General features: G+C 56.7%; 28 protein-coding genes. 20 read left to right on the plus strand and 8 right to left on the minus strand.

What is annotated here, in order from left to right:
• Positions 1-200: 200 nt before the first annotated feature.
• From kbaZ to ACOTY5_RS12525, 11 genes are all read left to right on the plus strand, one after another.
• Positions 201-1,508, plus strand: coding sequence for a tagatose-bisphosphate aldolase subunit KbaZ (gene kbaZ / locus ACOTY5_RS12475; protein WP_032649636.1), 1,308 nt, complete (start codon positions 201-203; stop codon positions 1,506-1,508).
• Between the two features lie 19 nt (positions 1,509-1,527).
• On the plus strand, positions 1,528-2,001 hold the full coding sequence (gene agaV / locus ACOTY5_RS12480; RefSeq protein WP_045141565.1) for a PTS N-acetylgalactosamine transporter subunit IIB: 474 nt from the start codon (positions 1,528-1,530) through the stop codon (positions 1,999-2,001).
• Positions 2,002-2,011: 10 nt separating this feature from the next.
• Positions 2,012-2,791: a PTS N-acetylgalactosamine transporter subunit IIC gene (agaW, locus tag ACOTY5_RS12485; RefSeq protein ID WP_045141566.1), complete on the plus strand. Its 780-nt coding sequence runs from the start codon at positions 2,012-2,014 to the stop codon at positions 2,789-2,791.
• On the plus strand, positions 2,781-3,659 hold the full coding sequence (gene agaE, locus ACOTY5_RS12490; protein WP_017693933.1) for a PTS N-acetylgalactosamine transporter subunit IID: 879 nt from the start codon (positions 2,781-2,783) through the stop codon (positions 3,657-3,659). Before agaW ends, agaE begins: the two co-directional genes overlap by 11 nt.
• Before the next feature lie 17 nt (positions 3,660-3,676).
• Entirely contained in the window at positions 3,677-4,111 is a 435-nt protein-coding gene (agaF, locus tag ACOTY5_RS12495; RefSeq protein WP_017382441.1) for a PTS galactosamine/N-acetylgalactosamine transporter subunit IIA, read from the plus strand.
• Positions 4,108-5,241: an N-acetylglucosamine-6-phosphate deacetylase gene (gene nagA, locus ACOTY5_RS12500; protein ID WP_045141567.1), complete on the plus strand. Its 1,134-nt coding sequence runs from the start codon at positions 4,108-4,110 to the stop codon at positions 5,239-5,241. Before agaF ends, nagA begins: the two co-directional genes overlap by 4 nt.
• Before the next feature lie 246 nt (positions 5,242-5,487).
• On the plus strand, positions 5,488-6,633 hold the full coding sequence (locus ACOTY5_RS12505) for an SIS domain-containing protein (protein WP_015571960.1): 1,146 nt from the start codon (positions 5,488-5,490) through the stop codon (positions 6,631-6,633).
• A 12-nt stretch (positions 6,634-6,645) separates the two neighbouring features.
• Positions 6,646-7,518, plus strand: a complete 873-nt coding sequence (kbaY, locus tag ACOTY5_RS12510) for a tagatose-bisphosphate aldolase subunit KbaY (RefSeq protein ID WP_032672044.1) — start codon at positions 6,646-6,648, stop codon at positions 7,516-7,518.
• A gap of 117 nt (positions 7,519-7,635) precedes the next feature.
• On the plus strand, positions 7,636-9,207 hold the full coding sequence (gene malX, locus ACOTY5_RS12515; protein WP_017382443.1) for a maltose/glucose-specific PTS transporter subunit IIBC: 1,572 nt from the start codon (positions 7,636-7,638) through the stop codon (positions 9,205-9,207).
• Positions 9,208-9,219: 12 nt separating this feature from the next.
• The gene (locus tag ACOTY5_RS12520) at positions 9,220-10,392 is read left to right on the plus strand and encodes a MalY/PatB family protein (RefSeq protein WP_045141569.1); all 1,173 of its coding nucleotides are present in this window, start codon (positions 9,220-9,222) and stop codon (positions 10,390-10,392) included.
• A 16-nt stretch (positions 10,393-10,408) separates the two neighbouring features.
• Positions 10,409-12,298, plus strand: a complete 1,890-nt coding sequence (locus tag ACOTY5_RS12525; RefSeq protein ID WP_015571963.1) for a hypothetical protein — start codon at positions 10,409-10,411, stop codon at positions 12,296-12,298.
• 19 nt (positions 12,299-12,317) lie between these two features.
• Here the strand turns inward: ACOTY5_RS12525 and ACOTY5_RS12530 are convergent, their stop codons facing one another.
• Complete coding sequence (locus ACOTY5_RS12530) at positions 12,318-13,298, minus strand: Fic family protein (RefSeq protein ID WP_017693927.1); 981 nt, start codon at positions 13,296-13,298, stop codon at positions 12,318-12,320.
• Between the two features lie 5 nt (positions 13,299-13,303).
• On the minus strand, positions 13,304-14,167 hold the full coding sequence (gene rsmI / locus ACOTY5_RS12535; protein WP_000809144.1) for a 16S rRNA (cytidine(1402)-2'-O)-methyltransferase: 864 nt from the start codon (positions 14,165-14,167) through the stop codon (positions 13,304-13,306).
• A 61-nt stretch (positions 14,168-14,228) separates the two neighbouring features.
• On the opposite strand from rsmI, the gene ACOTY5_RS12540 reads away from it, so the two are divergent.
• The 4 genes from ACOTY5_RS12540 to dolP are packed head-to-tail and all read left to right on the plus strand — an operon-like array spanning position 14,229 to position 17,917.
• On the plus strand, positions 14,229-16,367 hold the full coding sequence (locus ACOTY5_RS12540; protein WP_421631926.1) for a penicillin-binding protein activator: 2,139 nt from the start codon (positions 14,229-14,231) through the stop codon (positions 16,365-16,367).
• Entirely contained in the window at positions 16,325-16,720 is a 396-nt protein-coding gene (locus tag ACOTY5_RS12545) for a YraN family protein (protein WP_045141571.1), read from the plus strand. The genes ACOTY5_RS12540 and ACOTY5_RS12545 overlap by 43 nt, the downstream gene beginning before the upstream one ends.
• Before the next feature lie 21 nt (positions 16,721-16,741).
• The gene (diaA, locus tag ACOTY5_RS12550) at positions 16,742-17,332 is read left to right on the plus strand and encodes a DnaA initiator-associating protein DiaA (protein ID WP_003861754.1); all 591 of its coding nucleotides are present in this window, start codon (positions 16,742-16,744) and stop codon (positions 17,330-17,332) included.
• Between the two features lie 9 nt (positions 17,333-17,341).
• A complete protein-coding gene (gene dolP, locus ACOTY5_RS12555; RefSeq protein ID WP_006812102.1) occupies positions 17,342-17,917 on the plus strand; it encodes a division/outer membrane stress-associated lipid-binding lipoprotein in 576 nt (191 codons plus the stop codon).
• 50 nt (positions 17,918-17,967) lie between these two features.
• Here the strand turns inward: dolP and ACOTY5_RS12560 are convergent, their stop codons facing one another.
• The gene (locus tag ACOTY5_RS12560) at positions 17,968-19,005 is read right to left on the minus strand and encodes a permease (RefSeq protein ID WP_023295492.1); all 1,038 of its coding nucleotides are present in this window, start codon (positions 19,003-19,005) and stop codon (positions 17,968-17,970) included.
• A gap of 40 nt (positions 19,006-19,045) precedes the next feature.
• Positions 19,046-19,690 carry an NAD(P)H-binding protein gene (locus tag ACOTY5_RS12565; protein ID WP_023304489.1) on the minus strand — a complete coding sequence of 215 codons (645 nt, stop codon included), beginning with the start codon at positions 19,688-19,690 and terminating at the stop codon, positions 19,046-19,048.
• A gap of 128 nt (positions 19,691-19,818) precedes the next feature.
• Between ACOTY5_RS12565 and ACOTY5_RS12570 the strand changes: the two genes are divergently transcribed.
• Positions 19,819-20,337, plus strand: a complete 519-nt coding sequence (locus ACOTY5_RS12570; RefSeq protein ID WP_015571965.1) for a type 1 glutamine amidotransferase domain-containing protein — start codon at positions 19,819-19,821, stop codon at positions 20,335-20,337.
• Here the strand turns inward: ACOTY5_RS12570 and ACOTY5_RS12575 are convergent.
• Entirely contained in the window at positions 20,317-20,751 is a 435-nt protein-coding gene (locus ACOTY5_RS12575; RefSeq protein ID WP_045141572.1) for a YhbP family protein, read from the minus strand. The two genes, ACOTY5_RS12570 and ACOTY5_RS12575, sit on opposite strands and share 21 nt — an antisense overlap.
• Before the next feature lie 14 nt (positions 20,752-20,765).
• On the opposite strand from ACOTY5_RS12575, the gene ACOTY5_RS12580 reads away from it, so the two are divergent.
• Positions 20,766-21,095: a GIY-YIG nuclease family protein gene (locus ACOTY5_RS12580; RefSeq protein ID WP_003861768.1), complete on the plus strand. Its 330-nt coding sequence runs from the start codon at positions 20,766-20,768 to the stop codon at positions 21,093-21,095.
• On the opposite strand, the gene ACOTY5_RS12585 is transcribed toward ACOTY5_RS12580, so the two are convergent.
• Complete coding sequence (locus ACOTY5_RS12585) at positions 21,082-21,585, minus strand: GNAT family N-acetyltransferase (RefSeq protein WP_015571968.1); 504 nt, start codon at positions 21,583-21,585, stop codon at positions 21,082-21,084. The genes ACOTY5_RS12580 and ACOTY5_RS12585 overlap by 14 nt on opposite strands.
• Positions 21,579-22,103, minus strand: coding sequence for a ubiquinone anaerobic biosynthesis accessory factor UbiT (gene ubiT / locus ACOTY5_RS12590; RefSeq protein ID WP_003861771.1), 525 nt, complete (start codon positions 22,101-22,103; stop codon positions 21,579-21,581). Before ubiT ends, ACOTY5_RS12585 begins: the two co-directional genes overlap by 7 nt.
• A 221-nt stretch (positions 22,104-22,324) precedes the next feature.
• On the opposite strand from ubiT, the gene ubiU reads away from it, so the two are divergent.
• The 3 genes from ubiU (at position 22,325) to ACOTY5_RS12605 (ending at position 25,292) form a co-directional block, all read left to right on the plus strand.
• Complete coding sequence (ubiU, locus tag ACOTY5_RS12595) at positions 22,325-23,320, plus strand: ubiquinone anaerobic biosynthesis protein UbiU (RefSeq protein WP_045141573.1); 996 nt, start codon at positions 22,325-22,327, stop codon at positions 23,318-23,320.
• Between the two features lie 7 nt (positions 23,321-23,327).
• Entirely contained in the window at positions 23,328-24,206 is an 879-nt protein-coding gene (locus tag ACOTY5_RS12600; RefSeq protein ID WP_023295495.1) for a U32 family peptidase, read from the plus strand.
• Between the two features lie 78 nt (positions 24,207-24,284).
• The gene (locus ACOTY5_RS12605; protein ID WP_045141574.1) at positions 24,285-25,292 is read left to right on the plus strand and encodes a luciferase-like monooxygenase; all 1,008 of its coding nucleotides are present in this window, start codon (positions 24,285-24,287) and stop codon (positions 25,290-25,292) included.
• A gap of 100 nt (positions 25,293-25,392) precedes the next feature.
• Here the strand turns inward: ACOTY5_RS12605 and mtr are convergent, their stop codons facing one another.
• Complete coding sequence (mtr, locus tag ACOTY5_RS12610; protein WP_045141575.1) at positions 25,393-26,637, minus strand: tryptophan permease; 1,245 nt, start codon at positions 26,635-26,637, stop codon at positions 25,393-25,395.
• Between the last annotated feature and the right edge of the window lie 53 nt (positions 26,638-26,690).

A 26,690-nucleotide genomic window follows, 5' to 3' on the forward strand; every position in this document is an offset into this window, starting at 1 on the left:
TTGCTTATTAACGCCTTTCTTTTGAGGGAATGCAAGCCCTGTATGGTGTGCGGACGCAAGCTTAATCGCCGCTGAAACCTTTCATTATGTTTCTTTTGTGAAACAGATCGGAAAACTATTATCTTTCGTTTTATTTTTACCTCACCATAATGCAGTATCAAATGAAACAAAACGAAAGATGAATACCAACACCATCCGAAATGGAGAGGAAAGTGAAACATCTGACAGAAATGGTGGAACAACATAAACGGGGGAATACAAACGGGATTTATGCCGTCTGTTCCGCACATCCACTGGTACTTGAAGCTGCACTACGTTACGCCCATTCACAACAGACGCCCCTGCTGATAGAAGCCACCTCAAACCAGGTGGATCAGTTTGGCGGTTATACCGGTATGACGCCCGCCGATTTTTATGGGTTTGTCTGCAAGCTGGCGGGATCTCTTGGTTTCCCCACCTCGCAGCTGATCCTTGGCGGCGATCATTTAGGTCCAAACCGCTGGCAAAACCTGCCGGCTTCGCAGGCGATGGCGAACGCCGACGATCTGATCAGAAGCTACGTGGCGGCCGGATTTAAAAAAATTCACCTCGATTGCAGCATGTCCTGCGAAGACGACCCGGTTCCGTTAACCGATGCAATCGTTGCCGGGCGTGCCGCTCGGCTGGCTAAAATTGCCGAAACCACCTGTCTCGAGCAATTTGGCGTAGCCGATCTGGTCTACGTTATCGGCACGGAAGTTCCGGTTCCCGGTGGGGCACACGAGACGCTGACCGAGCTTGAGGTCACCACGCCAGAGGCGGCACGCGCCACGCTTGAGGCACACCGCCACGCATTCGAGAAGGAAGGGTTAAGCGACATCTGGCCGCGCATTATTGGCCTGGTGGTTCAGCCTGGCGTTGAGTTCGACCATGCGCAGGTTTGTGACTATCAACCGCATAAAGCCGTCGCGCTGAGCGAGATGGTTGAAGCCTACGACACGCTTGTATTTGAAGCACACTCTACCGATTACCAGACGCCGCAGGCGCTGCGCCAGTTGGTGAAAGATCACTTCGCCATTCTGAAAGTCGGCCCTGCGCTAACCTTCGCGCTGCGCGAAGCGCTGTTCTCACTGGCAGCAATTGAAGAAGAGCTGCTGCCGGCAAAAGCCTGCTCAGGGCTGCGTCACGTCCTGGAAAACGTGATGCTCGATCGCCCGGAATACTGGCAAAGCCACTATCACGGCGACGGCAATGCCCGTCGCCTGGCGCGCGGTTACAGCTATTCCGACCGCGTGCGCTATTACTGGCCAGACAGCCAGATTGACGACGCCTTTGAGCGGCTGGTACGCAACCTGGCGGATGAACCGATCCCGCTGCCGCTGATCAGCCAGTATCTGCCGTTGCAGTACAGCAAAGTTCGCGATGGCGCTCTCAGGTCCACACCACGGGAACTCATCCTCGACCACATTCAGGACATACTCCAGCAGTACCATGCCGCCTGCGAAGGCGTAACGACTCAACACGCATAATTAAAAAGAGGAAAACGCTATGCCAAACATTGTCTTATGCCGCATTGATGAACGCCTGATCCACGGTCAGGTGGGCGTACAGTGGGTGGGGTTTGCGGGGGCGAACCTGGTGCTGGTGGCAAATGACGAGGTTGCAGACGATCCGGTTCAGCAAAACCTGATGGAGATGGTGCTTGCGGAAGGCATCGCCGTGCGTTTCTGGTCCCTGCAAAAAGTGATCGACAACATTCATCGCGCCGCCGACCGGCAGAAAATTCTGCTGGTCTGTAAAATACCGGCTGATTTTTTAACGCTGGTCGAGGGCGGCGTGCCCATCACCCGTATTAACGTCGGAAATATGCATTACGCCAGTGGCAAACAGCAAATTGCCAAAACGGTATCTGTAGACGCGAACGATATCGCCGCGTTTAACGGCCTGAAGGCGGCCGGAGTGGAATGCTTCGTTCAGGGCGTTCCAACAGAGACTGCTTTGGATCTCTTTAAACTGCTCTGAGGGATTCACAATGGAAATCAGTCTGTTGCAGGCTTTCGCGCTGGGGCTTCTCGCCTTTATAGCGGGCCTGGATATGTTTAACGGCTTAACACACATGCACCGTCCAGTGGTGCTCGGGCCACTGGTTGGCCTGATTCTGGGCGATTTGCACACCGGAATTCTGACCGGCGGTACGTTAGAACTGGTCTGGATGGGACTCGCGCCGCTGGCGGGCGCGCAGCCGCCAAACGTGATTATCGGCACCATCGTTGGCACCACATTTGCCATTACTACAGGCGTGAAGCCGGATGTCGCCGTTGGGGTCGCCATGCCGTTTGCCGTGGCGGTTCAGATGGGGATCACTTTCCTCTTCTCGGTGATGTCCGGCGTGATGTCCCGTTGCGATCGCATGGCGGCTAACGCAGACACCCGTGGTATTGAACGGGTCAACTATCTGGCACTGCTGGCGCTCGGCGTCTTCTACTTCCTGTGCGCGTTTCTGCCCATCTACTTCGGGGCTGAACATGCGAAAACCGCCATTGACGTGCTGCCGGAACGTCTGATCGACGGTCTCGGCGTCGCGGGCGGCATCATGCCAGCGATCGGCTTCGCCGTGCTGCTGAAGATCATGATGAAAAACGTTTACATCCCTTACTTCATTATCGGCTTTGTCGCCGCGGCCTGGCTGAAACTCCCGGTGCTGGCGATTGCCGCGGCTGCGCTGGCGATGGCGCTGATCGACCTGCTGCGCAAATCGCCTGAACCCACGGCGCCTGCGGCCCAGAAAGAGGAATTTGAAGATGGCATCTAATCACACCACCCTGCCGGGCGTGTCTGAAAGTGAAGAGACACTGCTGACCGGCGTGAATGAAAACGTCTACGAAGACCAGAGTATTGGCGCTGAGCTAACGAAAAAGGATATTAACCGTGTCGCCTGGCGTTCCATGCTGCTACAGGCCTCGTTTAACTACGAGCGTATGCAGGCCTCCGGCTGGCTGTATGGGCTACTGCCCGCGCTGAAAAAGATCCACACCAATAAGCGGGACCTGGCGCGCGCCATGAAAGGCCATATGGGTTTCTTTAACACCCACCCGTTCCTGGTGACCTTCGTCATCGGCATTATTCTGGCAATGGAGCGTTCCAAGCAGGATGTGAACAGCATCCAGAGCACTAAAATTGCCGTCGGCGCACCGCTCGGTGGCATTGGTGACGCCATGTTCTGGCTGACCCTGCTGCCCATCTGCGGGGGGATTGGCGCCAGCCTGGCGCTACAGGGATCCATTCTTGGCGCGGTGGTCTTTATCGTGCTGTTTAACGTGGTGCATCTCGGCCTGCGTTTTGGTCTGGCGCACTATGCCTACCGAATGGGTGTCGCCGCGATCCCGCTGATCAAGGCCAACACCAAAAAGGTTGGTCATGCTGCGTCCATTGTCGGGATGACAGTGATTGGTGCGCTGGTGGCAACCTATGTGCGCCTGAATACCACACTCGAGATTAAAGCCGGGGATGCGGTCGTCAAACTGCAAACCGATGTGATCGACAAACTGATGCCCGCCTTTCTGCCACTGGTCTATACCCTGACCATGTTCTGGCTGGTACGCCGTGGCTGGAGCCCGCTGCGCCTGATTGGTATCACCGTGGTGCTGGGCGTTGTCGGTAAATTCTGTCACTTCCTGTAATAAGCAAAGAGGTTGCGATGTTAGGCATTATTTTGACGGGTCACGGCGGTTTTGCCAGCGGGCTGGAACAGGCGATGAAGCAAATCCTCGGCGAACAGCCGCAGTTTATCGCCATCGATTTTCCGGAAAGCTCCACCACTGCGCGGCTGACCGCGCAGCTTGAGCAGGCAGTGAATGAACTGGATGCAGAGCACGATATCGTGTTTCTTACCGATCTTCTCGGCGGTACGCCGTTTCGTGTGGCCTCTACCCTCGCGATGCAGCGCCCCGGCAGCGAAGTGATCACCGGCACCAATCTCCAGCTTTTGCTGGAGATGGTTCTGGAGCGCGACGGATTAAGCAGTGAAGCCTTTCGTTTGCAGGCGCTGGAGTGCGGCCATCGCGGCCTGACCAGCCTGGTGGATGAACTTGCACGCTGTCGCGAGGAAGCGCCCGCCGAGGAAGGGATATGAGGCAACTGCTGCGCGCGCGTCGTCTGCTTACCGGGCAGGGCTGGCTGGATGACCATCAGCTGCGTATGGATAGAGGCGTCATCACCGCCATCGAGCCGATTCCAGCAGGGGTTAATACCCGCGAGGCAGACCTGCTTTGCCCGGCATACATTGATATCCACGTCCACGGCGGCGCGGGTGTGGATGTGATGGATGATGCGCCCGACGTGCTGGACCGGTTAGCCATGCACAAAGCGCGTGAAGGCGTGGGGGCGTTTCTGCCTACCACCGTCACCGCTCCGCTGGAGGCGATCTATGGCGCGTTACGGCGCATTGCCCGGCGCTGTCATGCCGGTGGCCCCGGCGCGCAGATCCTGGGCAGCTATCTGGAAGGCCCGTACTTTACACCGCAGAACAAAGGGGCGCACCCGCCAGAACTGTTTCGCGAACTGGATCTCGCGGAACTTGATGAGCTGATTGCGGTTTCGCAGAACACGCTGCGGGTGGTGGCGCTTGCTCCGGAAAAAGTGGATGCCCTGAAGGCGATCCATCACCTCAAGCAAAAAGGGATACGCGTCATGCTGGGCCACAGCGCCGCTACATACGCGCAAACCCTGGCCGCATTTGATGCAGGCGCAGCCGGGCTGGTGCACTGCTACAACGGCATGACGGGGTTACACCACCGGGAGCCCGGCATGGTTGGCGCCGGGCTTACGGACCCACGCGCGTGGCTGGAGCTTATTGCCGACGGGCATCACGTTCATCCTGGAGCCATGCGGCTATGTTGTTGCTGCGCGAAGGATCGTACGGTGCTGATTACCGATGCCATGCAGGCGGCGGGTATGCCTGATGGGCGCTATACGTTGTGTGGTGAAAATGTCGAGATGCAGGGCGGCGTTGTCCGCACGGCCTCAGGCGGGCTGGCGGGCAGCACGCTCGCGCTGGATGCCGCCGTGCGAAATATGGTGGAGCATACGGGGATCGCCCCAGAAAACGCAATCCATATGGCCTCGCTGCATCCTGCTCGTCTGCTCGGTATGGATCACCTGCTGGGAACGTTAGCGCCAGGCAAACGCGCCAATGTTCTTGCGCTGGATGCGGGTTTACACCTCCGGCAGATCTGGATCCAGGGTCAGGCTCTTTCCCTGTAGCCCCTTCACAGTGTGCCCTGTTGGCCTTACGGAAGACGATCGTAAGGCCTTTCTTTTCCTTTCCTTGATTTTCGCCTTTCCTTTCGCGATCACACTTTTCGTTTTATTTCTTTTTCGCCATTGAACTTTCGATTTCTTTTCTATAGATTTTCTTCAACTGCTAAAGTGAACAAGTGAAACGAAACGAAAGATAGCGACACATTTGCCAGCGTCTGATGTGGAATTCACACGACTAAGGACTGAGTTATGCCACAAACCACTATCGCCACCACCGGCACCTGGACCGAAAAAGAGATCCGCCAGCAGCCAGCCAGCTGGCTTCGCTCGCTCAACAATATTGATAATCTGCGCGCGTCGATCGACAGTTTTCTGACGCCACTGTTGCGCAAGCCCGATCTGCGGATCGTTCTGACCGGCGCGGGTACGTCTGCTTTTATCGGCGACATCATTGCGCCATGGCTTGCCAGCCACACGGGGAAAAACATCACCGCGATACCTACGACCGATCTGGTCACCAACCCGATGGATTATTTCAGCCCTTCGCACCCGCTGCTGCTGGTCTCTTTCGCCCGTTCAGGCAATAGCCCGGAGAGCGTCGCCGCCGTTGAGCTGGCGAATCAGTTTGTACCGGAGTGCTACCACCTGTCGATCACCTGTAATGAAGCAGGCAGCCTGTACCAGAATGCCGTCGACAGCGATAACGCCTGCGCTCTGCTCATGCCAGCCGAAACGCACGATCGCGGGTTCGCGATGACAAGCAGCATCACCACCATGATGGCGAGCTGCCTGGCGGTATTCGCACCGGAAACGATCAACAGCAAAACGTTCCGCGACGTGTCCGATCGCTGTCAGGCGATCCTCACATCGCTTGGCGATTTCAGTCCCGGCGTCTTTGGTAACGAACCGTGGAAACGCATTGTTTATCTGGGCAGCGGTGGATTACAGGGCGCCGCACGGGAGTCTGCGCTGAAGGTGCTGGAGCTGACCGCCGGCAAGCTGGCGGCATTCTACGATTCGCCAACGGGTTTCCGTCACGGGCCTAAGTCGCTGGTGGACAACGAAACGCTGGTCGTCGTGTTTGTCTCCAGCCATCCGTATACGCGTCAGTACGATCGGGATCTGCTCGCCGAACTGCGACGCGATCGTCAGGCCATGCGCGTGGTAGCCATTGCAGCCGAAACGGATCCGGTCATTGAAGCTGGCCCGCATATCCTGCTGCCGCCTTCCCGTTCATTTAACGATATGGAGCAGGCGTTCTGCTTCCTGATGTACGCCCAGGTCTTCGCACTGACCCAGTCTCTGCACGTTGGCAATACGCCGGATACGCCATCCGCCAGCGGTACGGTTAACCGTGTGGTCCAGGGCGTCGTTATTCATCCGTGGCAGGCTTAAGAGGACAGGCTCATGAGTATTATTTCTACCAAATATCTTTTGCAGGACGCACAGGCGAAGGGCTATGCCGTTCCGGCCTTTAACATCCATAACGCCGAGACGATCCAGGCGATCCTCGAAGTCTGTAGCGAAATGCGATCGCCGGTGATCCTCGCGGGTACGCCGGGGACGTTTAAACATATTGCGCTGGAAGAGATCTACGCCTTGTGCAGCGCATATTCTCTGACTTATGACATGCCGCTGGCGCTACACCTCGATCACCACGAATCGCTGGACGACATTCGCCGCAAAGTCCATGCCGGCGTACGTAGCGCAATGATCGACGGTAGCCATTACCCCTTCGAACAAAACGTCAAGCTGGTGAAATCGGTCGTCGATTTCTGCCACCTCAACGACTGTAGCGTCGAGGCCGAACTGGGCCGACTGGGCGGAGTGGAAGATGACATGAGCGTCGACGCCGAAAGCGCGTTCCTGACCGACCCGCAGGAAGCAAAACGCTTTGTCGAACTAACAGGCGTGGACAGCCTCGCCGTTGCCATCGGTACCGCGCACGGTCTTTATACCAAACGCCCAAAAATCGACTTCCAGCGGCTGGCCGAGATCCGCGAGGTAGTGACAGTGCCGCTGGTGCTGCACGGTGCGAGTGATGTGCCGGATGAGGATGTGCGCCGCACCATTGAGCTGGGCGTCTGCAAAGTTAACGTCGCAACAGAGCTGAAAATCGCCTTCTCTGACGCAGTCAAAGCCTGGTTTGCCGAGAACCCACAGGGCAACGATCCGCGCTTCTACATGCGCGTCGGCATGGATGCCATGAAAGAGGTGGTCAGAAGCAAAATCACCGTTTGCGGCTCGGCGAACCGGCTGCTGCTTGCGACTGAAGCCTGAACCCATCGCGCATAACGTTAGTACCTAAAAAAATAACTATAAGCCTCGCAAATATGAAGGCGCGTCCTTAAGCCGGACAGCGCCTTCCATTATCCTAAAAATCCGAGGAGTCCCTACATGACACAGGAAAAGTCGTTTAAATCGAAAGCGTGGGAGTTTTTCCAGAGCCTGGGAAAGACGTTTATGTTCCCGGTCTCACTGTTGGCCTTTATGGGGTTGTTGTTAGGTATCGGTAGTTCTGTCACCAGCCCTTCCACCATCAAAAGTTTTCCCTTTCTGGGCGGCGAGTTAACGCAGCTCACCTTTGGTTTTATCGCCATGGTCGGCGGCTTTGCTTTTACCTATCTGCCGCTGATGTTTGCCATGGCGATCCCGATGGGCCTTGCCAGACGTAATAAAGCGGTGGGCGCTTTTGCCGGATTCGTTGGCTACATGCTGATGAACATGAGCATCAACTACTACCTGACCGCCACCCACCAGCTTGCGGATGCCGCCACCATGAGACAGGTGGGACAATCCATTGTGCTTGGCATTCAAACGCTGGAGATGGGCGTGCTCGGCGGCATTGTGGTAGGGGTGATCACCTACTTCCTGCACGAACGTTTCCAGGACACGGTGCTGCACGACGCGTTTGCCTTCTTTAGCGGCATTCGTTTTGTGCCCATCATTACCGCCCTCACCCTGTCGCTGGTCGGCTTGTTTATCCCCCTGCTGTGGGAATATGTGGCAATGGGCATTGCCGGGATTGGTCATATCATCCAGAGCACCAGCGTCTTTGGGCCATTCCTGTATGGCGTAGGCGTACTGCTGCTCAAACCTTTTGGCCTGCACCACATCCTGCTGGCGATGGTGCGCTTCACCCCGGCGGGCGGCATTGAGATGGTTAACGGCCAGGAAGTGGCCGGTGCGCTGAACATTTTCTACGCCGAGCTGAAAGCTGGCCTGCCGTTTAGTCCGCACGTTACGGCATTTTTATCGCAAGGGTTTATGCCGACCTTTATCTTCGGCCTGCCTGCCGTGGCTTACGCTATCTACCGCACCGCGCGCCCGGAAAACCGTCCGGTGATTAAAGGGCTGCTGCTTTCAGGCGTGCTGGTTTCAGTTGTCACGGGTATTTCAGAGCCGATTGAGTTCCTGTTCCTGTTTATTGCCCCTGTGCTTTACGCGTTTCATATCGTTATGTCTGGCCTGGCGCTGATGGTGATGGCGCTGCTCGGCGTCACCATCGGCAACACCGACGGCGGCATTCTGGATCTGCTGATCTTCGGCGTCATGCAGGGGATGTCGACCAAATGGTATCTGCTGTTCCCGGTGGGTATTGCCTGGTTTGCTATCTACTTCTTCGTCTTCCGCTGGTACATCCTCAGGCACGATATTAAAACGCCGGGCCGTGAGGTTGACGCGCAGGGTGCGCTCCAGGCGGTGGAAGCCAATACCCGGGCACGTGGAAAATCGAAATACGATCATGGGCTTATTCTTCGCGCGCTTGGCGGTAAAGAGAATATTGAGTCGCTCGACAACTGCATTACCCGCTTACGTCTGGTGGTAAAAGATATGGGGCTTATCGACCAGCAGGCGCTGAAGGCCGCGGGCGCCTTGTCAGTAGTGGTGCTTGATGCCCACAGCGTTCAGGTGATCATCGGTCCGCAGGTGCAGAGCGTCAAATCCGGCATTGAAGCCTTAATTTAACAGGGGGTCGTTGTGTTTGATTTCGACAGAATCATTGAGCGTAAAAGCGATAAATGCCGTAAATGGGATCATACGTATGTGTGCTCGCGTTTCGGTGATGTCCCGGAGGGATTTATCCCGCTGTGGATAGCAGACATGGATTTCACCTCGCCACCCGCTGTGATTGAAGGCTTCCAGCGCATCGTGGAGCATGGCACCTTCGGTTACACCTGGTGCTTCGACGAATTCTACGATGCGGTCATCGCCTTCCAGCGCACCCGTCATCAGGTTGAGGTGCATAAGTCATGGATCACCCTGACCTACGGCACCGTTTCCACGCTGCACTATACGGTTCAGGCGTTCTGCAAACCCGGCGACTGCGTGATGATGAACACCCCGGTGTATGACCCGTTTGCGATGGCGACACAGCGACAGGGCGTGCGGGTGCTTGCAAATCCGCTGAGCGTGAAGGAAAACCGCTATCAGCTGGATTTTAATCTGATTGAAGTTCAGCTCAAAACTCACCGTCCAAAACTGTGGTTCTTCTGCTCGCCGCATAACCCCTCGGGCCGAATCTGGCGCGCGGATGAGATACGTCAGGTGTCCGATCTCTGTAAGCGCTACGGCACGATTCTGGTGGTTGATGAGGTTCACGCCGAGCACATTCTGGACGGTACATTCGTCAGTTGTCTGACTTCGGGCTGTGCCGCCCAGGACAACCTGATTGTGCTGACCTCCCCCAATAAAGCCTTCAACCTTGGCGGGCTAAAAACATCCTACTCAATGATTCCAGACGATTCGCTGCGCCAGCGTTTCCGCCAGCAGCTGGAGAAGAACTCCATTACCTCGCCCAATATCTTCGGCGTGTGGGGAATTATTCTGGCTTATCAGCAAGGTCTGCCATGGCTCGACGCGCTGAATGGTTATCTGCGCGGCAATGCCCGCTACCTTGCGGATGCCATTCAGACCCATTTCCCTGCATGGAAGATGATGAACCCGGAGTCGTCGTATCTCGCCTGGATAGACGTCAGTGCGGACGATCGCAGTGCGACGGCGCTAACTCAACATTTCGCAAAACAGGCTGGCGTGGTCATTGAAGATGGCAGCCACTACGTACAAAACGGCGAAAACTACCTGCGTATTAACTTCGGCACCCAGCGCTACTGGCTGGAACAGTCCATCAACCGAATGCTGAAGCATTACTGATAAGGATCTTACCCCGATGAAAAAAATGCTCACTCTCTCGCTGCTGACTCTCTGTGTTTCTCATGGTGCGGCGGCAGCAAACTACGCGCTCAGTAACGACAATATTGCCCTTTCGTTTGATGATGCAAACGCAACGGTAGTGGTAACGGACAGCAAAGCTAACCATCCGCTCACGCCCCAGGAGTTGTTCTTTCTGACGCTACCGGATGAAACAAAAATCCACACCGCTGATTTCAAAATCAAGCACGTCGAAAAGCAGGACAATGCGATAGTCATCGACTTTACGCATCCGGATTTTATCGTAACGGTGAAACTGAACCTGGTGAAGGGAAAATACGCCAGCATTGGCTACACCATCGCCGCCGTCGGGCAGCCGCGGGACGTAGCGAAAATTACCTTCTTCCCGACGAAGAAGCAGTCTCAGGCACCTTACGTTGACGGGGCGATTAACAGCTCGCCAATCGTGGCCGACTCGTTCTTCATCCTGCCAGACAAACCGATTGTGAATACTTACGCTTATGAAGCCACCACGAACCTCAACGTGGAGCTGAAAACGCCAATTCTGCCTGAGACACCGGTTAGTTTTACCACCTGGTTCGGCACTTTCCCGGAAACTAATCAGCTGCGCCGCAGCGTAAACCAGTTTATCGATGCCGTGCGTCCGCGGCCTTATAAGCCTTACCTGCACTACAACAGCTGGATGGACATCGGCTTCTTTACCCCTTACTCCGAGCAGGATGTCATTGGGCGGATGGACGAATGGAATAAAGAATTTATTGCCGGACGCGGGGTGGCGCTGGACGCGTTCCTGCTGGACGATGGCTGGGACGATCGCACCGGACGCTGGCTGTTTGGCCCGGCATTCAGCAACGGTTTTGGCAAAGTCAGGGAAAAAGCCGACAGCCTGCATAGCTCGGTTGGGCTGTGGCTTTCTCCGTGGGGCGGATACAACAAGCCGCGCGATATTCGCGTCTCGCATGCAAAAGAGTATGGTTTCGAAACCGTAGACGGCAAGCTGGCGCTGTCGGGGCCGAACTATTTTAAAAACTTTAACGATCAGATCATCAAGCTGATCAAAAACGAGCATATTACCTCGTTCAAGCTCGACGGAATGGGTAACGCCAATTCGCATATCAAGGGCAGCCCATTTGCATCGGATTTTGACGCGTCCATTGCCCTGCTGCACAACATGCGCAGCGCAAATCCGAACCTGTTTATCAACCTGACCACCGGCACCGACGCCAGCCCGTCCTGGCTGTTCTATGCTGATTCAATCTGGCGTCAGGGCGATGATATCAACCTGTACGGCCCCGGCACGCCAGTGCAGCAGTGGATGACCTACCGCGATGCCGAAACCTGGCGATCCATCGTGCGTAAAGGTCCGCTGTTCCCGCTGAACTCACTGATGTACCACGGGATCGTCAGCGCAGAGAACGCTTACTATGGACTCGAGAAAGTGCAAACAGACAGCGATTTTGCCGATCAGGTCTGGAGCTACTTCGCAACCGGAACTCAGCTTCAGGAGCTGTACATTACGCCGTCCATGCTGAATAAGGCGAAGTGGGATACCCTGGCGCAGGCGGCGAAATGGTCGCGTGAGAATGCCAGCGTGCTGGTGGATACTCACTGGATTGGCGGTGACCCAACTTCGCTTGAGGTTTACGGCTGGGCCTCATGGAGTAAAGACAAAGCGATTTTTGGCTTACGCAACCCATCGGATAAGCCGCAACGTTACTTCCTGGATTTAACCAAAGATTTTGAGATCCCGGCAGGAGAGCGTTCGCAGTTTACCCTGAAAGCCGTGTACGGCAGTAATTCGACCGTACCAGAGGAGTATAAAAACGCTGTGGTGATTACGCTGCAACCGCTGGAAACGCTGGTGTTTGAGGCGATGCCGGAGAAATAAAAAATGTTCAGCTGGCAGGTTAAGCCATGACCTGCCAGCTTCCCCCTTTCCTTGCCCCCAGGCGTTTTAATTTACCTTTTGTTTGCAAAGAACGGAGATAACGTTCCGCGGTGCGGGAAGTCACGCCCAATACAGAGGCCAACATCACCGCAGTCATTTGCGGTTGAACGGTAAGCAGCTCAAGGATAGTGTGTTCCTTTTCCGACAATTCTTCCGACATTTTTTCCGACATGGCGGATGTCATATCGATGCCTTCCCGCAAAGCTTCGGCCAAATTTTGCAACATAAACGCCACGAATGCCGTGCAGTCACTGGCCCGATCGCATTGTCCTAAAATCTGATAATAGCGCGCTTGCTGGAAGTGAATGAGTGTTTCAACGGGCAGCCATGCAAGTTCTGCACGCCACTGGCTTAAGATCAACGTTTGCCACAGCCGCCCCATTCGGCCATTTCCATCCGAAAAGGGATGAATAAATTCAAACTCGTAGTGAAATACCGAACTGGCAATCAGCGGGTGAAGATCGGTTTGCTTAAGCCAGGAAAGAAGATCGTCGATAAGGCGGTTCATCTGTGAGGCTGGCGGAGCCATGTGGACTAACTGGTTTCCACGGTACACCCCTACGTCCCCATTTCTGAGTTTTCCGGGATGATCGACCAGACCCATCATTAATAATCGGTGTGCACTGAGTAAGTCGTTGAGCTTCCAGGGCTTCCATTCGGGCAGTTTCTCATATGCCAGGATAGCATTGCGTACTTCCTGAATATCTTTTTCAGGTGCAAGCACGCGTTTGCCATCCATAATTGCCGTCACTTGCCCTGTCGTCAGCGAGTTGTGCTCAATGGCTAGCGATGCCTGAATAGTTCGAATACGGTTCTCTTTACGCAGGAGTGGCGAAGTTCTGCCTGAATGTGCCGCCCAATGCCCCAATAGTTCACCAATCTCAACCACCTGATTGAGGATAAAGGGTGTGATGGTGAAGGGAGGCTGATAGCGGCTCATTTGGCTTACTCCCCCTGCTGCTCCAGCGCATATTTATACAGCGCATTTTTCTTCACGCCGTGGATCTCCGCCGCCAGCGCCGCTGCTTTTTTCAGGGGGAGTTCAGCCTGTAGCAAAGCCAGCGTACGCAGCGCATCGGCAGGCAGAGCGTCTTCCTGCGCTTTGTGGCCTTCAACAATCAGCACCATTTCGCCCTTGCGGCGGTTTTCGTCTTCTTTCACCCACGCCAGCAGTTCGCCGACCGGCGCACCGTGAATGGTTTCCCACGTTTTGGTCAGCTCGCGCGCCAGCACCACGTAGCGCCCTTCGCCCCAGACGGTCACCATATCCTCCAGGCTTTCCAGCAGACGGTGAGTGGATTCGTAGAAGATCAACGTACGCGGTTCGGCTTCCAGATCCTTTAATACATCGCGGCGACCTTTGGATTTAGCTGGCAGGAAACCTTCGTAGCAGAAACGATCGGACGGCAGACCCGCAGCGCTTAACGCCGCAATCGCCGCGCACGGCCCCGGCAGCGGCACAACGCGGATGCCAGCTTCCCGGCAGGTGCGTACCAGATGGTAGCCCGGATCGTTGATCAGCGGCGTTCCCGCATCGGAGACCAGCGCGATGTTCTGCCCTTCTTTAAGCTTCGCCACCAGCGTTTCGGCTTTTTGTTGCTCATTGTGATCGTGCAGGGCAAACAAACGGGCGTTGATGGCAAAGTGTTGTAGCAGTAAACCGGTATGACGGGTGTCTTCAGCCGCAATTAAATCAACAGCTTGCAATACGGTGAGCGCACGTTGGGTAATATCAGACAAATTCCCGATAGGAGTAGGTACAATATAAAGCTGGCCTTGAGAATTATCTGCCGTTTCGTGTTGTTTCATTGTTTCGTCCGTATTGCCGATTTAATATTGAGCATTGCGTAAAAAAATCACTGGATACAGTATGGTACCGTTAACGTTTCTTCGAAAAAAAGCCGCGCACAGCGTGCCCCTCCTGCTGGCAGCCCTGATCTTTACCGGCTGCGGCACCCAGGCACCTGACCAGAGCACTGCTCATATGCAGGGATCCGCTCAGGCTGATTCTGGCTTTTATCTGCAACAAATGTCGCAGAGTACAAATGATACCAGGATCAACTGGCAATTACTCGCCATTCGTGCACTGCTGAAAGAAGGGAAAACCCAGCAGGCCGCCGAGCTGTTCAGCCAGCTACCGCAGGATCTTAACGACACTCAGCGCCATGAGCAGACCTTGCTGTCGGCAGAACTGAAGGTCGCGCAAAAAGATTACGACGGCGCGAAGAAGATCCTCGGCACCATCGATCTGAACACGCTGGATAAAAACCAGCAGGCCCGTTTCTGGCAGGCCGGTATCACCGCTGAGCAGGGTCGCCCTTCCCTGACGCTACTCCGCGCGCTGATTGCCCAGGAGCCTCTGCTCGCGGGTGCGGACAAGCAAAAAAATATTGACGCAACCTGGCAGGCGCTCGCCTCCATGACCCAGGATCAGGCCAAGGCGCTGGTAATCAACGCCGATGAAAATGTCCTGCAAGGCTGGCTGGATCTGCAACAGATGTGGTTCAACAACCGCAGCGATCCGAACATGCTGAAAGCCGGCATTACCGACTGGCAAAAGCGTTACCCGCAAAACCCGGGAGCGAAAATGCTGCCAACGCAGCTGGTGAACGTGCAAAACTTTAAGCCCGCCTCCACCAGCAAAATTGCTCTGCTGCTGCCGTTAAACGGTCAGGCTGCGGTGTTTGGTCGCGCCATTCAGCAAGGTTTTGAAGCCGCGAAAAACGGCACCACCGCCGTCAGCGGCAGCGCGGTTCCGGCGCAGGCTGCACAGGCGGCGAATATGAATGACGTTGTCAGCCCGTCCGCCGCCGAAACCAGCGACCTGACCACCGCGCAAACCCCTGCGCAGGGCACCATGCAGAATCCGGTTACCGCCCCAACGACGCAGCCTGCTACCCCAGCGCCTGCGGCAACACAGGCCCCGGCTGAAACACCGGCGCCCGCGACGGCAGAACAACCTCAGCCGCAAACCGCGCAGCCGGATAAGCAGCCAGCAGCCCAGCCGCAGGCTGTGGCCACCACCAGCGCTAACCCTGGTGCAGAGTTGAAAATCTACGACACCAGCGCCCAGCCGCTTGACCAGGTGCTGGCGCAGGTTCAGCAGGACGGGGCCAGCATCGTTGTCGGCCCGCTGTTGAAAAACAACGTGGAAGCGCTGATGAAGAGCAACACCACGCTGAACGTGCTGGCGCTTAACCAGCCTGAGCAGGTTCAGAACCGCGCCAATATCTGTTACTTCGCCCTCTCTCCGGAGGATGAAGCCCGCGATGCGGCCCGCCATATTCACGAGCAGGGCAAGCAGGCGCCGCTGCTGCTGATCCCACGCAGCACGCTGGGCGATCGCGTTGCCAACGCGTTTGCGCAAGAGTGGCAGACCCTTGGCGGTGGCGTGGTGTTGCAGCAGAAATTTGGCTCAGCTTCCGAACTGAGAGCGGGCGTGAACGGCGGGGCAGGTATTGCCCTCAACGGTAGCCCGGTATCCGCCAGCCTGCCGCAGCAGCAGAGCGTCACCATCGGCGGTCTGACGATCCCGGCGCCACCTACCGACGCGCAAATCAGCGGCGGCGGTAAAGTGGATTCGGCGTACATCGTCGCTACGCCGGAAGAGATCGCCTTTATCAAACCGATGATCGCCATGCGTAACGGCAGCCAGAGCGGTGCAACGCTCTACGCCAGCTCACGCAGCGCACAGGGTACCGCAGGCCCGGATTTCCGTCTGGAAATGGAAGGACTGCAATACAGCGAGATCCCCATGCTGGCAGGCAGCAACCCGCAGTTGATGCAGCAGGCGCTGGGCGCGGTGCGCAATGACTATTCCCTGGCGCGTCTGTACGCGATGGGCGTCGATGCCTGGGCGCTGGCAAACCACTTCACCCAGATGCGTCAGGTACCGGGCTTCGAGCTTAACGGGAATACCGGCGATCTGACCGCCGATCAGGATTGTGTGATTAACAGGAAGTTATCATGGCTCAAATACCAGCAGGGGCAGATTGTCCCGGCCAGTTAAGCCGTAAACAGACCGGCGACGCGTGGGAGTTAAAGGCGCGTCGCTGGCTTGAAGGCAAAGGACTGCGCTTTGTCGCCGCCAACGTTCGCGGGCGCGGCGGCGAGATTGACCTGATCATGAAAGACGGTCAGACCATCGTGTTTGTTGAAGTTCGCTACCGACAGTCGTCCCGTTTTGGCGGTGCTGCCGCCAGCGTGACGCTCGCCAAACAACAAAAATTATTACAGACTGCCCACTTGTGGCTTGCCCGCCATAATGGGAGTTTTGATACTGTGGATTGCCGTTTCGATGTGGTAGCCTTCACCGGAAATGCGACCGACTGGCTTAAAAACGCGTTTGGCGAAGACGCATAAATAAGATTTTAAAGGGATACCGTGCTCGAACGAATTAAAGTGTGCTTCACAGAAAGCATTCAAACGCAGATTGCCGCGGCGGAAGCCCTTCCGGACGCGATCTCGCGTGCAGCGATGACGCTGGTTCAGTCGCTGCTCAACGGCAACAAAATCCTCTGTTGTGGCAATGGCACGTCCGCTGCTAACGCACAGCATTTTGCTGCCAGCATGATCAATCGCTTCGAAACCGAGCGCCCGAGTTTACCTGCCATTGCACTAAACACCGATAACGTGGTCTTAACTGCGATTGCCAACGATCGTCTGCATGACGAAATCTACGCCAAGCAGGTGCGCGCCTTAGGCCATGCCGGAGACGTGCTGCTGGCGATCTCCACGCGCGGTAACAGCCGGGATATCGTTAAAGCGGTTGAAGCGGCAGTGACCCGGGATATGACGATTGTCGCCCTGACCGGTTACGACGGCGGTGAGCTGGCTGGCCTGCTGGGGCCGCAGGATGTGGAGATCCGCATTCCTTCGCACCGTAGCGCCCGCATCCAGGAGATGCATATGCTCACGGTGAACTGCTTATGCGATCTGATCGATAACACGCTTTTCCCTCACCAGGATGATTAAGGAGTTCTCATGAAGGTTTTATCGGCCCTTGCAGTCGTGATGTCTGCATTACTGCTTCAGGGATGCATCGCTGCCGCTGTAGTCGGCACCGCAGCGGTCGGCACCAAAGCAGCGACCGATCCGCGTACCGTTGGGACGCAGGTGGATGACGGTACGCTTGAGCTGCGCGTAAACAGTGCGCTGTCGAAAGACGAGCAGATCAAGAAGGAAGCACGCATCAACGTGACGGCTTATCAGGGCAAAGTGCTGCTGGCAGGCCAGGCGCCAAATCCTGAACTCGCCTCGCGCGCCAAACAGATCGCGATGGGTGTGGAAGGCACGGCGGAAGTGTTCAACGAGATCCGCCAGGGCCAGCCGATTGGTCTCGGCACCGCGTCATCTGATACCTGGATCACCACCAAAGTGCGTTCCCAGCTGCTGGGTACCGACCAGGTGAAATCCTCAAACGTGAAAGTGACCACGGAGAACGGCGAAGTATTCCTGCTGGGTCTGGTGACGGAACGTGAAGGGAAAGCGGCGGCGGATATCGCCAGCCGGGTGAGCGGCGTGAAACACGTCACCACCGCCTTTACTTACATTAAGTAATTCCCACCTGGCTACAGGCCCGGTAAGCGCTAGCGCCACCGGGCTTTTTTTCACACAAGCGCCATACTCCCCACAATCACTCCGCTCAACGCCACCAGCCCCGCAGTCAGCCACAGCGCTTTCGCCGGGAATGACTTACGCAGCATGATAAGCGACGGCAGGCTCACCGCCGGCAGCGTGATGAGCAGCGCCAGCGCCGGTGCGGTCCCCATACCAGCCATCATCATGGTCTGAATAATCGGGATCTCCGCCGCGGTTGGGATCACGAACAGGCACCCGGCCACCGCCATCGCAATCACCCACATCAGCGTGTTGTCGATAGCGCCATCCGCATGCGGGAACAGCCAGACGCGCGCCGCCCCCAGCACCAGTACGGCCAGGATATAGACCGGAATGGTGCTCCAGAAAAGCTGCCACAGCGCTTTGCCCCAGCGAGCAAAGAAACTGCCCTGCGGCTCGCTGACGTCCAGCTCAACGGAGGCAGGCCCGGCCTCGTTGTCTTTCACCAGGTGCTGCACCAGCGTAGCGACAAGCACCACCGTCAGCAGGCCAGCCGCCAGACGGATAAACGCGAAATGCCAGCCGAGAACGAAGCCCATAAACACCAGCGTTGCCGGGTTCAGCAGGGGGTTACCCATCCAGAAGGCAAGCGCGCCGCCCATCGACACGCGCTGTCGGCGCATACCCGCCGCCACCGGTGCGGCGCAGCAGGAGCACATCATGCCCGGCAGGGAGAAAATCGTCCCCAGCAGCGTGCCCTGCAAGCGCGGCTGTCCCAGGGTTTTCACCAGCCAGTTACGCGGGATAAGTACCTGAATCAGCGAGCCCAGCAATACGCCCAATACCGCCGCTTTCCAGACGGCAAGAAAATAGACCATGGCGTAATCCCACGCCGCGCGTAGCGGGCTGGAATCGGCCTGCGCGAGAATCGATTTACCGATGCTGTGGGTGTCGGCGGCGGTGAAGGCTTTACCGTAGTACGGCTGCCATTTCACATACCAGAGGCCAATGATGACCACGAGAAAGAAGAGTGCGGGCTTCCACCACTGAACAGGTGTTGCCGCCTGAGATGAAGACTGACCAGTCATACCATTCCCCGGAAGGTGTTATTTAATAAGCCGGGGAAGTTTACGCCTCGCCCTGCGCGATTTCACGCAGTTTTGCCGAAGGGATAATATTAACCCCCTCCTGCGACGGAGCCAGCGCCTCTTTTAGCATCGCCAGCGCGACATCCCGCGCCTCGATGGACTTCCAGTTACCCGGCAGAATGCGAAACAGCGGAGCGAAAAAAGACTCGTTAAAACGACGTTCGTCACGGTGCCCCATCAGCATGGAAGGCCGCGCGATGGTCAGGCGCTCCCATTTCTGCGCGATTAACGCCTCTTCCATTTTGCCCTTCACCTGGTTGTAAAAAAACGGCGAGCCTGCGTTCGCGCCGTGCGCACTGACCACCAGGAAATGTTTTGCGCCCAGCTTTTTCGCCGTCAGGGCGGTATCCACCACCAGTGTGTAATCCGCATGGACAAAAGCTTCTTTACTGCCCGCTTCCCGTCGGGTGGTGCCAAGGCAGCAAAAGGCGATATCAATGGGATCCTGCACCTGCGCCAGCGCGTCGGTGAGCTGTGGATCGTGCGGGTTATAGACGCCGGTGATATCCAACAGCGGGCGACGCGTCGGGGCGGCGATATAATTGATATGCCGATCCTGGATCAGCAGCCGCAGCAGATGTCCACCCACCAGCCCGGTTGCGCCGGTAATCAGTACCTGACTCATCTTATCCCCTTTACAGAATTGTCCGTTTGCGTTCTGGGCCTGCTCTACCACACTTAAAAGTCTGTTACCGGTAAGTATTTACCACAAACGGGAAAAAAACAGTCTGAAGCGAAAACAACGGAGGAAGCATGGGTAAAAAAATCGCAGTCTTGATTACCGACGAGTTTGAAGATTCAGAATTTACGTCGCCAGCAGAGGCATTCCGCAAGGCGGGCCACGAGGTGGTCACCATCGAGAAAGAAGCGGGTAAAACCGTGAAGGGCCATAAGGGCGAAGCCAGCGTGACCATTGACGAATCCATTGATAACGTCAGCCCGTCGGATTTCGACGCCCTGCTGTTACCGGGCGGTCATTCACCGGATTCCCTGCGCGGAGACGAGCGTTTCGTCACCTTTACCCGTGACTTCGTCGGCACCGGTAAACCGGTATTTGCCATTTGCCACGGTCCGCAGCTGCTGATCAGCGCCGAGGTGGTACGCGGGCGTAAGCTCACCGCGGTGAAGCCGATCGTTATCGATCTGAAAAACGCGGGAGCCGAGTTCTACGATCAGGAAGTGGTGAACGATAACGATCAGCTGATCACCAGCCGTACACCGGACGATCTGCCAGCGTTTAACCGTGAAGCGCTACGTCTGCTCGGCGCGTAACCAGTGCAGCTTCTTGCCAAAGCCCAGGGTGTTGTCGGTAAATTTCAGCTCATCAAGGCGGATTTCCCACACCGGGGCTTTTAGCGCCGCGGCCACCGGGAAGCGGCGCGTATAGCGTTTACGTTGCGCGTCGCTCTCCTCACCTTCCAGGCGACGAATTTCGCCTTTAAACTGGACCCCGCGGATCAGCGCAACGGTTTTAGGCTGACCGTTTACCGTGCCCGCCACTTTTGCCCGCTGCCCCGTCATCTGCGCATGCCGCGTTTTATCTTCGCTCATCACGTAAAAGGCCACGCGCTCGGGATCGTAGTAATAAAAGGCATTTGCGCACCACATCTCCTCGTCTTTACAGACGCACCAGGTCACGACATGCTGCTTTGCCAGCCAGCGGTTAATGGCGGCCAGTGTTTCCATTTTCGCTCTCTCTCATGCTATGGTGCGTTCACCTTAACATACTGAATCTGTTTACCGTGTGCTGGTTTCTCTATCTTGTCCGAACCGCTGATAACGCACTCTACACCGGGATCACTACCGATGTGGCACGGCGTTTTTTACAACATCAAACGGGGAAAGGGGCGAAGGCGCTGCGGGGGAAAGGTGAACTTCAGTTAGCGTTTTCAGCCGCCGTGGGCGACAGATCCCTGGCGCTCAGGCTGGAATACCGCATCAAGCAGCTGACGAAGCGCCAGAAAGAGCGTCTCGTCAACGGGGACGGCTCTTTCGAGGCGCTACGCGAAAGCCTGCTTAAAAACGATTGAAATGATCGTGGTACTCCACCAGACCGGTAACGCCGTCGAGCGCATCATCCGCCAGAGGATGCACCAGGAAAGATGTTTCCGTGCCCGGCCAGTGGCAGCGCAGATCGTATCTGGACGCTGGCTTAAAACCTAAACGTTCGTAGAACGCCGGATCGCCCAGAACGACGACAGCGGCATAGCCAAATTCATTCAGTGAATCCAGCCCTTCATAGACCAGCTGGCGCGCCAGGCCCTGTCCACGGTAGTTTTCATCCACCGCCAGCGGCGCCATGCCGACCCACTGTAACTCTTCACCCTGCACAATCACCGGGCTGAAGGCCACGTAGCCGACCACCTGCCCTTCATCGTCGGTGGCAACCAGGCCCAGCGTAATCAGGCCATCTTCGCGAAGATCGTGAACCAGTTGGGCTTCGGCGTCGCCTGCAAAAGAGCGGCGTAACAACGCATCGATACCCGGCGCATCAATCCCAATTTCGACTCGAATCAGCATGGCTCACCTACTGAAGTGTGTTTACTGTCCGGCGGGGTTTTTAGCCCGGCCTCAACGAAATCTGCCATTTGCATCAACATCATACGCAGCGCTTTCGGCATCTGCTCCAGCTCAATGGCATCCATTAAATTTTTGACGTACAGACCGAGCTCCGTGTCGCCTTCAATCACCAGACGACGCTGGAAGAAGAGGGTGTCCGGATCCTGTTTGCGCGCGGCGATCATCAGCAGATCGCTGGCATCCGCGCTAAAGCTGACATCCGCCTCGGCGGTTTCACGGACGATCAGCCGATCGTTCTCAACGGAAGTAAACCAGCGCAACCCGATATCGCGCACTTCAATCTTTAACCAGCGGCCTTCCAGAAACTCCAGCTCACCGTCCTGTAGCGCCTGGCGGAACTGCCAGCTCAGTACCTGTTCCAGCACCTGGCGTTTAAGCGCGAACGGCGCCAGTTTTACCGGCACGCTCAGCATTGATGGACCAAATTGTACGAGACGTGAACGCAGTTTATCCAGCACGAGCTTTACTCCCTGATAGCTATAGTCCTGCTATTTTGCCATATCCCGACAAGAAGATAGCGGCGTAAATCAACAAACCGTTGTCCGGTATACCTCATTATTGGTGCCATCAATACGCCATTAGCTGCCTTAAATCAAAAATTGTCGCGTATGGGTTAATTAAAATCCCAGCTCGTTAACATTTTTTACGATCCCTGCGATCGACAACATCGGGATAAATTATGGAGCTGCTCTGCCCTGCCGGAAACCTTCCGGCGCTTAAGGCGGCCATCGAAAATGGGGCCGATGCGGTCTATATCGGGCTGAAAGATGATACCAACGCCCGCCATTTTGCGGGTCTTAACTTTACGGAGAAAAAGATTCAGGAAGCCGTTAACTTCGTTCACCAGCACCGGCGCAAACTGCACATCGCCATCAATACCTTTGCCCATCCTGATGGCTATGCCCGCTGGCAGCGCGCCGTGGATATGGCGGCCCAGCTGGGCGCAGATGCGCTGATCCTGGCTGACCTCGCCATGCTTGAGTATGCGGCAGAACGTTATCCGCATATTGAGCGCCACGTCTCTGTTCAGGCATCGGCCACCAATGAAGAGGCCGTGCGTTTTTATCATCGACACTTTGACGTAGCCCGCGTGGTGCTGCCGCGCGTGCTTTCTATTCATCAGGTTAAGCAACTGGCGCGCGTCACGCCAGTGCCGCTGGAGGTTTTTGCCTTCGGCAGCCTGTGCATCATGGCCGAAGGCCGCTGCTATCTTTCTTCCTATCTCACCGGGGAATCGCCAAATACCGTCGGCGCCTGCTCGCCTGCCCGCTTCGTTCGCTGGCAGCAAACGCCGCAGGGACTGGAGTCGCGCCTGAATGACGTGTTAATTGACCGCTATCAGGACGGTGAAAACGCGGGGTATCCGACACTGTGTAAGGGCCGCTATCTGGTGGACGGCGAGCGCTACCACGCGCTGGAGGAGCCCACAAGCCTCAACACGCTGGAATTGCTGCCGGAACTGCTGGCCGCCAACATTGCCTCGGTGAAAATCGAAGGCCGCCAGCGCAGCCCGGCCTACGTGAGCCAGGTGGCGAAGGTGTGGCGTCAGGCCATCGACCGCTGCATGGCGGACCCGCAAAACTACGCCCCGCAAGCGGCCTGGATGGAGACGCTCGGCGCGATGTCTGAAGGCACCCAAACTACGCTCGGCGCGTACCACCGTAAATGGCAGTGAGATAATCATGAAATATTCATTAGGGCCGGTGCTTTACTACTGGCCAAAAGAGACGCTGGAAGATTTTTACCAGCAGGCGGCTAACAGCAGCGCCGATGTGATTTACCTCGGCGAAGCGGTGTGCAGCAAGCGCCGCGCCACCAAAGTGGGCGACTGGCTGGATATGGCGAAAAACCTGGCCGGCAGCGGCAAGCAGGTGGTGCTCTCGACGCTGGCGCTGGTGCAGGCGTCCTCTGAACTGGGCGAGCTGAAGCGCTACGTCGAAAACGGTGAGTTCCTGCTGGAGGCGAGCGACCTGGGCGTGGTAAACCTGTGTGCCGAGCGTAAGCTGCCGTTTGTCGCCGGACATGCGCTGAACTGCTATAACGCGGTGACCCTGCGCCTGTTGCTCAAACAGGGGATGACCCGCTGGTGCATGCCAGTAGAGCTCTCCCGCGACTGGCTGGCCAACCTGCTCACACAGTGCGAAGAGCTGGGCATTCGCAACAAGTTTGAAGTGGAAGTCCTGAGCTATGGGCATCTGCCGCTGGCCTACTCTGCCCGCTGCTTCACCGCACGTTCCGAAGATCGCCCGAAAGACGAGTGCGAAACCTGCTGCATTAAGTACCCGAACGGCCGCAGTATGCTGTCGCAGGAGAACCAGCAGGTGTTTGTCCTCAACGGCATTCAGACCATGAGCGGTTACGTCTATAACCTCGGCAACGAACTGGCGTCAATGCACGGGCTGGTGGATATGGTGCGTCTTTCGCCGCTTGATACCGGCGTTTTCGCGATGCTGGACGCCTTCCGCGCCAACGAAAACGGCGCCTCACCGCTGCCGTTGACGGCAAACAGCGACTGCAACGGTTACTGGCGACGTCTCGCCGGGCTGGAATTGCAGGCGTAAAAAAGGCTCACTTTGTTAACAACGGTTATCATTTTTTAATGCAGTATTAAAGATTGACCGTCGACAAAGTGAGCTGTTATGACTGACAAAACCATTCCGTTTTCGGTGCTGGATCTGGCGCCGATTCCACAAGGCTCCTCGGCCAGAGAAGCCTTCACGCACTCTCTCGATCTTGCTCAGCTTGCCGAAAAGCGCGGCTATCACCGCTACTGGCTGGCGGAGCACCACAATATGGTGGGCATCGCCAGCGCCGCCACCTCGGTGCTGATTGGCTATCTGGCGGCGAATACCACCACTCTGCACCTGGGCTCCGGCGGTGTGATGCTGCCGAACCACGCCCCGCTGGTGATTGCCGAGCAGTTCGGGACGCTGAATACCCTTTATCCGGGCCGTATTGATCTAGGGCTTGGCCGCGCGCCGGGCAGCGACCAGCCGACCATGCGCGCCCTGCGTCGCCATATGAGCGGCGATATCGATAACTTCCCGCGCGATGTGGCCGAGCTGGTGGACTGGTTTGACGCGCGGGATCCGAACCCACACGTGCGACCTGTGCCGGGGTACGGGGAAAAGATCCCGGTATGGCTGTTAGGCTCAAGCCTGTACAGCGCACAGCTCGCCGCTCAGCTGGGGCTGCCGTTCGCGTTCGCTTCCCACTTCGCACCGGATATGCTGCTTCAGGCACTGCATCTTTATCGTACGCACTTCAAACCGTCTGAACGTCTGGAGAAGCCGTATGCGATGGTGTGTATCAATATCATTGCCGCCGACAGCAACCGCGACGCGGAATTCCTGTTTACCTCTATGCAGCAGGCGTTTGTGAAGCTGCGTCGCGGCGAGACGGGCCAGCTGCCGCCGCCGGTAGAGAATATGCATCAGCTGTGGTCGGCCTCCGAGCAGTATGGCGTGCAGCAGGCTCTGAGTATGTCGCTGGTGGGTGATAAGGCGAAAGTGCGTCACGGGCTGGAGGCGGTGCTGCGTGAAACCCAGGCGGATGAGATTATGGTTAACGGCCAGATTTTCGATCACCAGGCGCGTCTGCATTCGTTTGATTTGGCGATGCAGGTGAAAGAGGAGTTGGTGGGGTAGTTTTTTGCTTTGCCCGGTGGCGCTTCGCTTACCGGGCCTACATTCTTTTCTCCCTCTCCCATGGGGAGAGGGCCGGGGTGAGGGGTTCAGACCGCACGTTTTACTGATACACAGGCAACAGATTAAAACTCGACAGCACGTGGACCACCGCGTTGCCGATACCAAATACCAGAATCAGCGCAATCATCGGTTTTCCGCCCCAGACGCGGAATTTCTGGCTGCCGAAGCGCTTACGTGATTTGCGCGCCAGCAGCGCCGGTACAATCGCCGCCCAGATGGTGGCCGCCAGTCCTGCATAGCCGATGGCGTACAGGAAACCGTTCGGCCACAGCAGGCCGCCCACAATCGGTGGCAGGAAGGTCAACAGCGCCGTTTTGAAGCGCCCCATCGCAGAGTCATCAAAACCAAACAGATCCGCCAGGTAGTCAAACAGGCCCAGCGTCACGCCGAGGAATGAGCTCGCCACCGCAAAGTTCGAGAAGACCACCAGAAGCAGATCCAGACTGCGGCTGTTCAGCACGCCGCTCAGCGCCTGTACCAGCACATCAATGTTACCGCCCTTCTGCGCAATGCCGATAAATTCCGGACGCGGGATGTTACCCATCGTCCCCAGCAGCCAGATCACATACAGCCCCAGCGCCAGCAACGTGCCGTAAACCAGGCATTTCACGATGGTGCGCGGATCCTTGCCGTAGTACTTCATCAGGCTCGGTACGTTGCCGTGGTAGCCGAACGACGCCAGACAGAATGGCAGCGTCATCAGCAGGTACGGCGTGTAGGAGGTGTTCACTTCCGCAACGTTAAACAGCGTGGCCGGCGTGACGTGCCCCAGCAGGCTGCCGAAGGTCAGAAAGAAGGTGATGACCTTTGCGCCCAGCACGATCGCCGTCATGCGGCTGACCGCTTTGGTGCTCATCCAGACGATAAACGCCACGCCCAGCGCGAAGCAGAGACCCGCCAGACGCGCCGGAACGTTCAGCGACATCTCTGAGAAGGTGTGATGCAGAATCGACCCGCTCGCTGAAATGTACGCGTAGGTCAGGATATAGAGTACAAACGCGATGGACAGCCCGTTCACCAGGTTCCAGCCTTTGCCCAACAGATCTCGGGTGATGGTGTCGAAGCTGGAGCCAATGCGGTAGTTCAGGTTTGCTTCAAGGATCATCAGCCCGGAATGGAGCATGCAGAACCAGGTGAAAACCAGCGCCGCCAGCGACCAGAAGAACCACGCACCGGACATGACCACAGGCAGGGAAAACATCCCGGCACCAATGATGGTTCCGCCGATGATCACCACGCCGCCAAGCAGCGAAGGTGAAGTTTGGGTGGTGGTTAGTGTTGCCATGCGGCCTTATCTCCAGTGAAAAATGTGGTTCTGCATTTTAGTGTGTTGCACTG

It is taken from the genome of Enterobacter cloacae complex sp. SHL018 (assembly GCF_049237905.1).
GTDB lineage: Bacteria > Pseudomonadota > Gammaproteobacteria > Enterobacterales > Enterobacteriaceae > Enterobacter > Enterobacter hormaechei_C.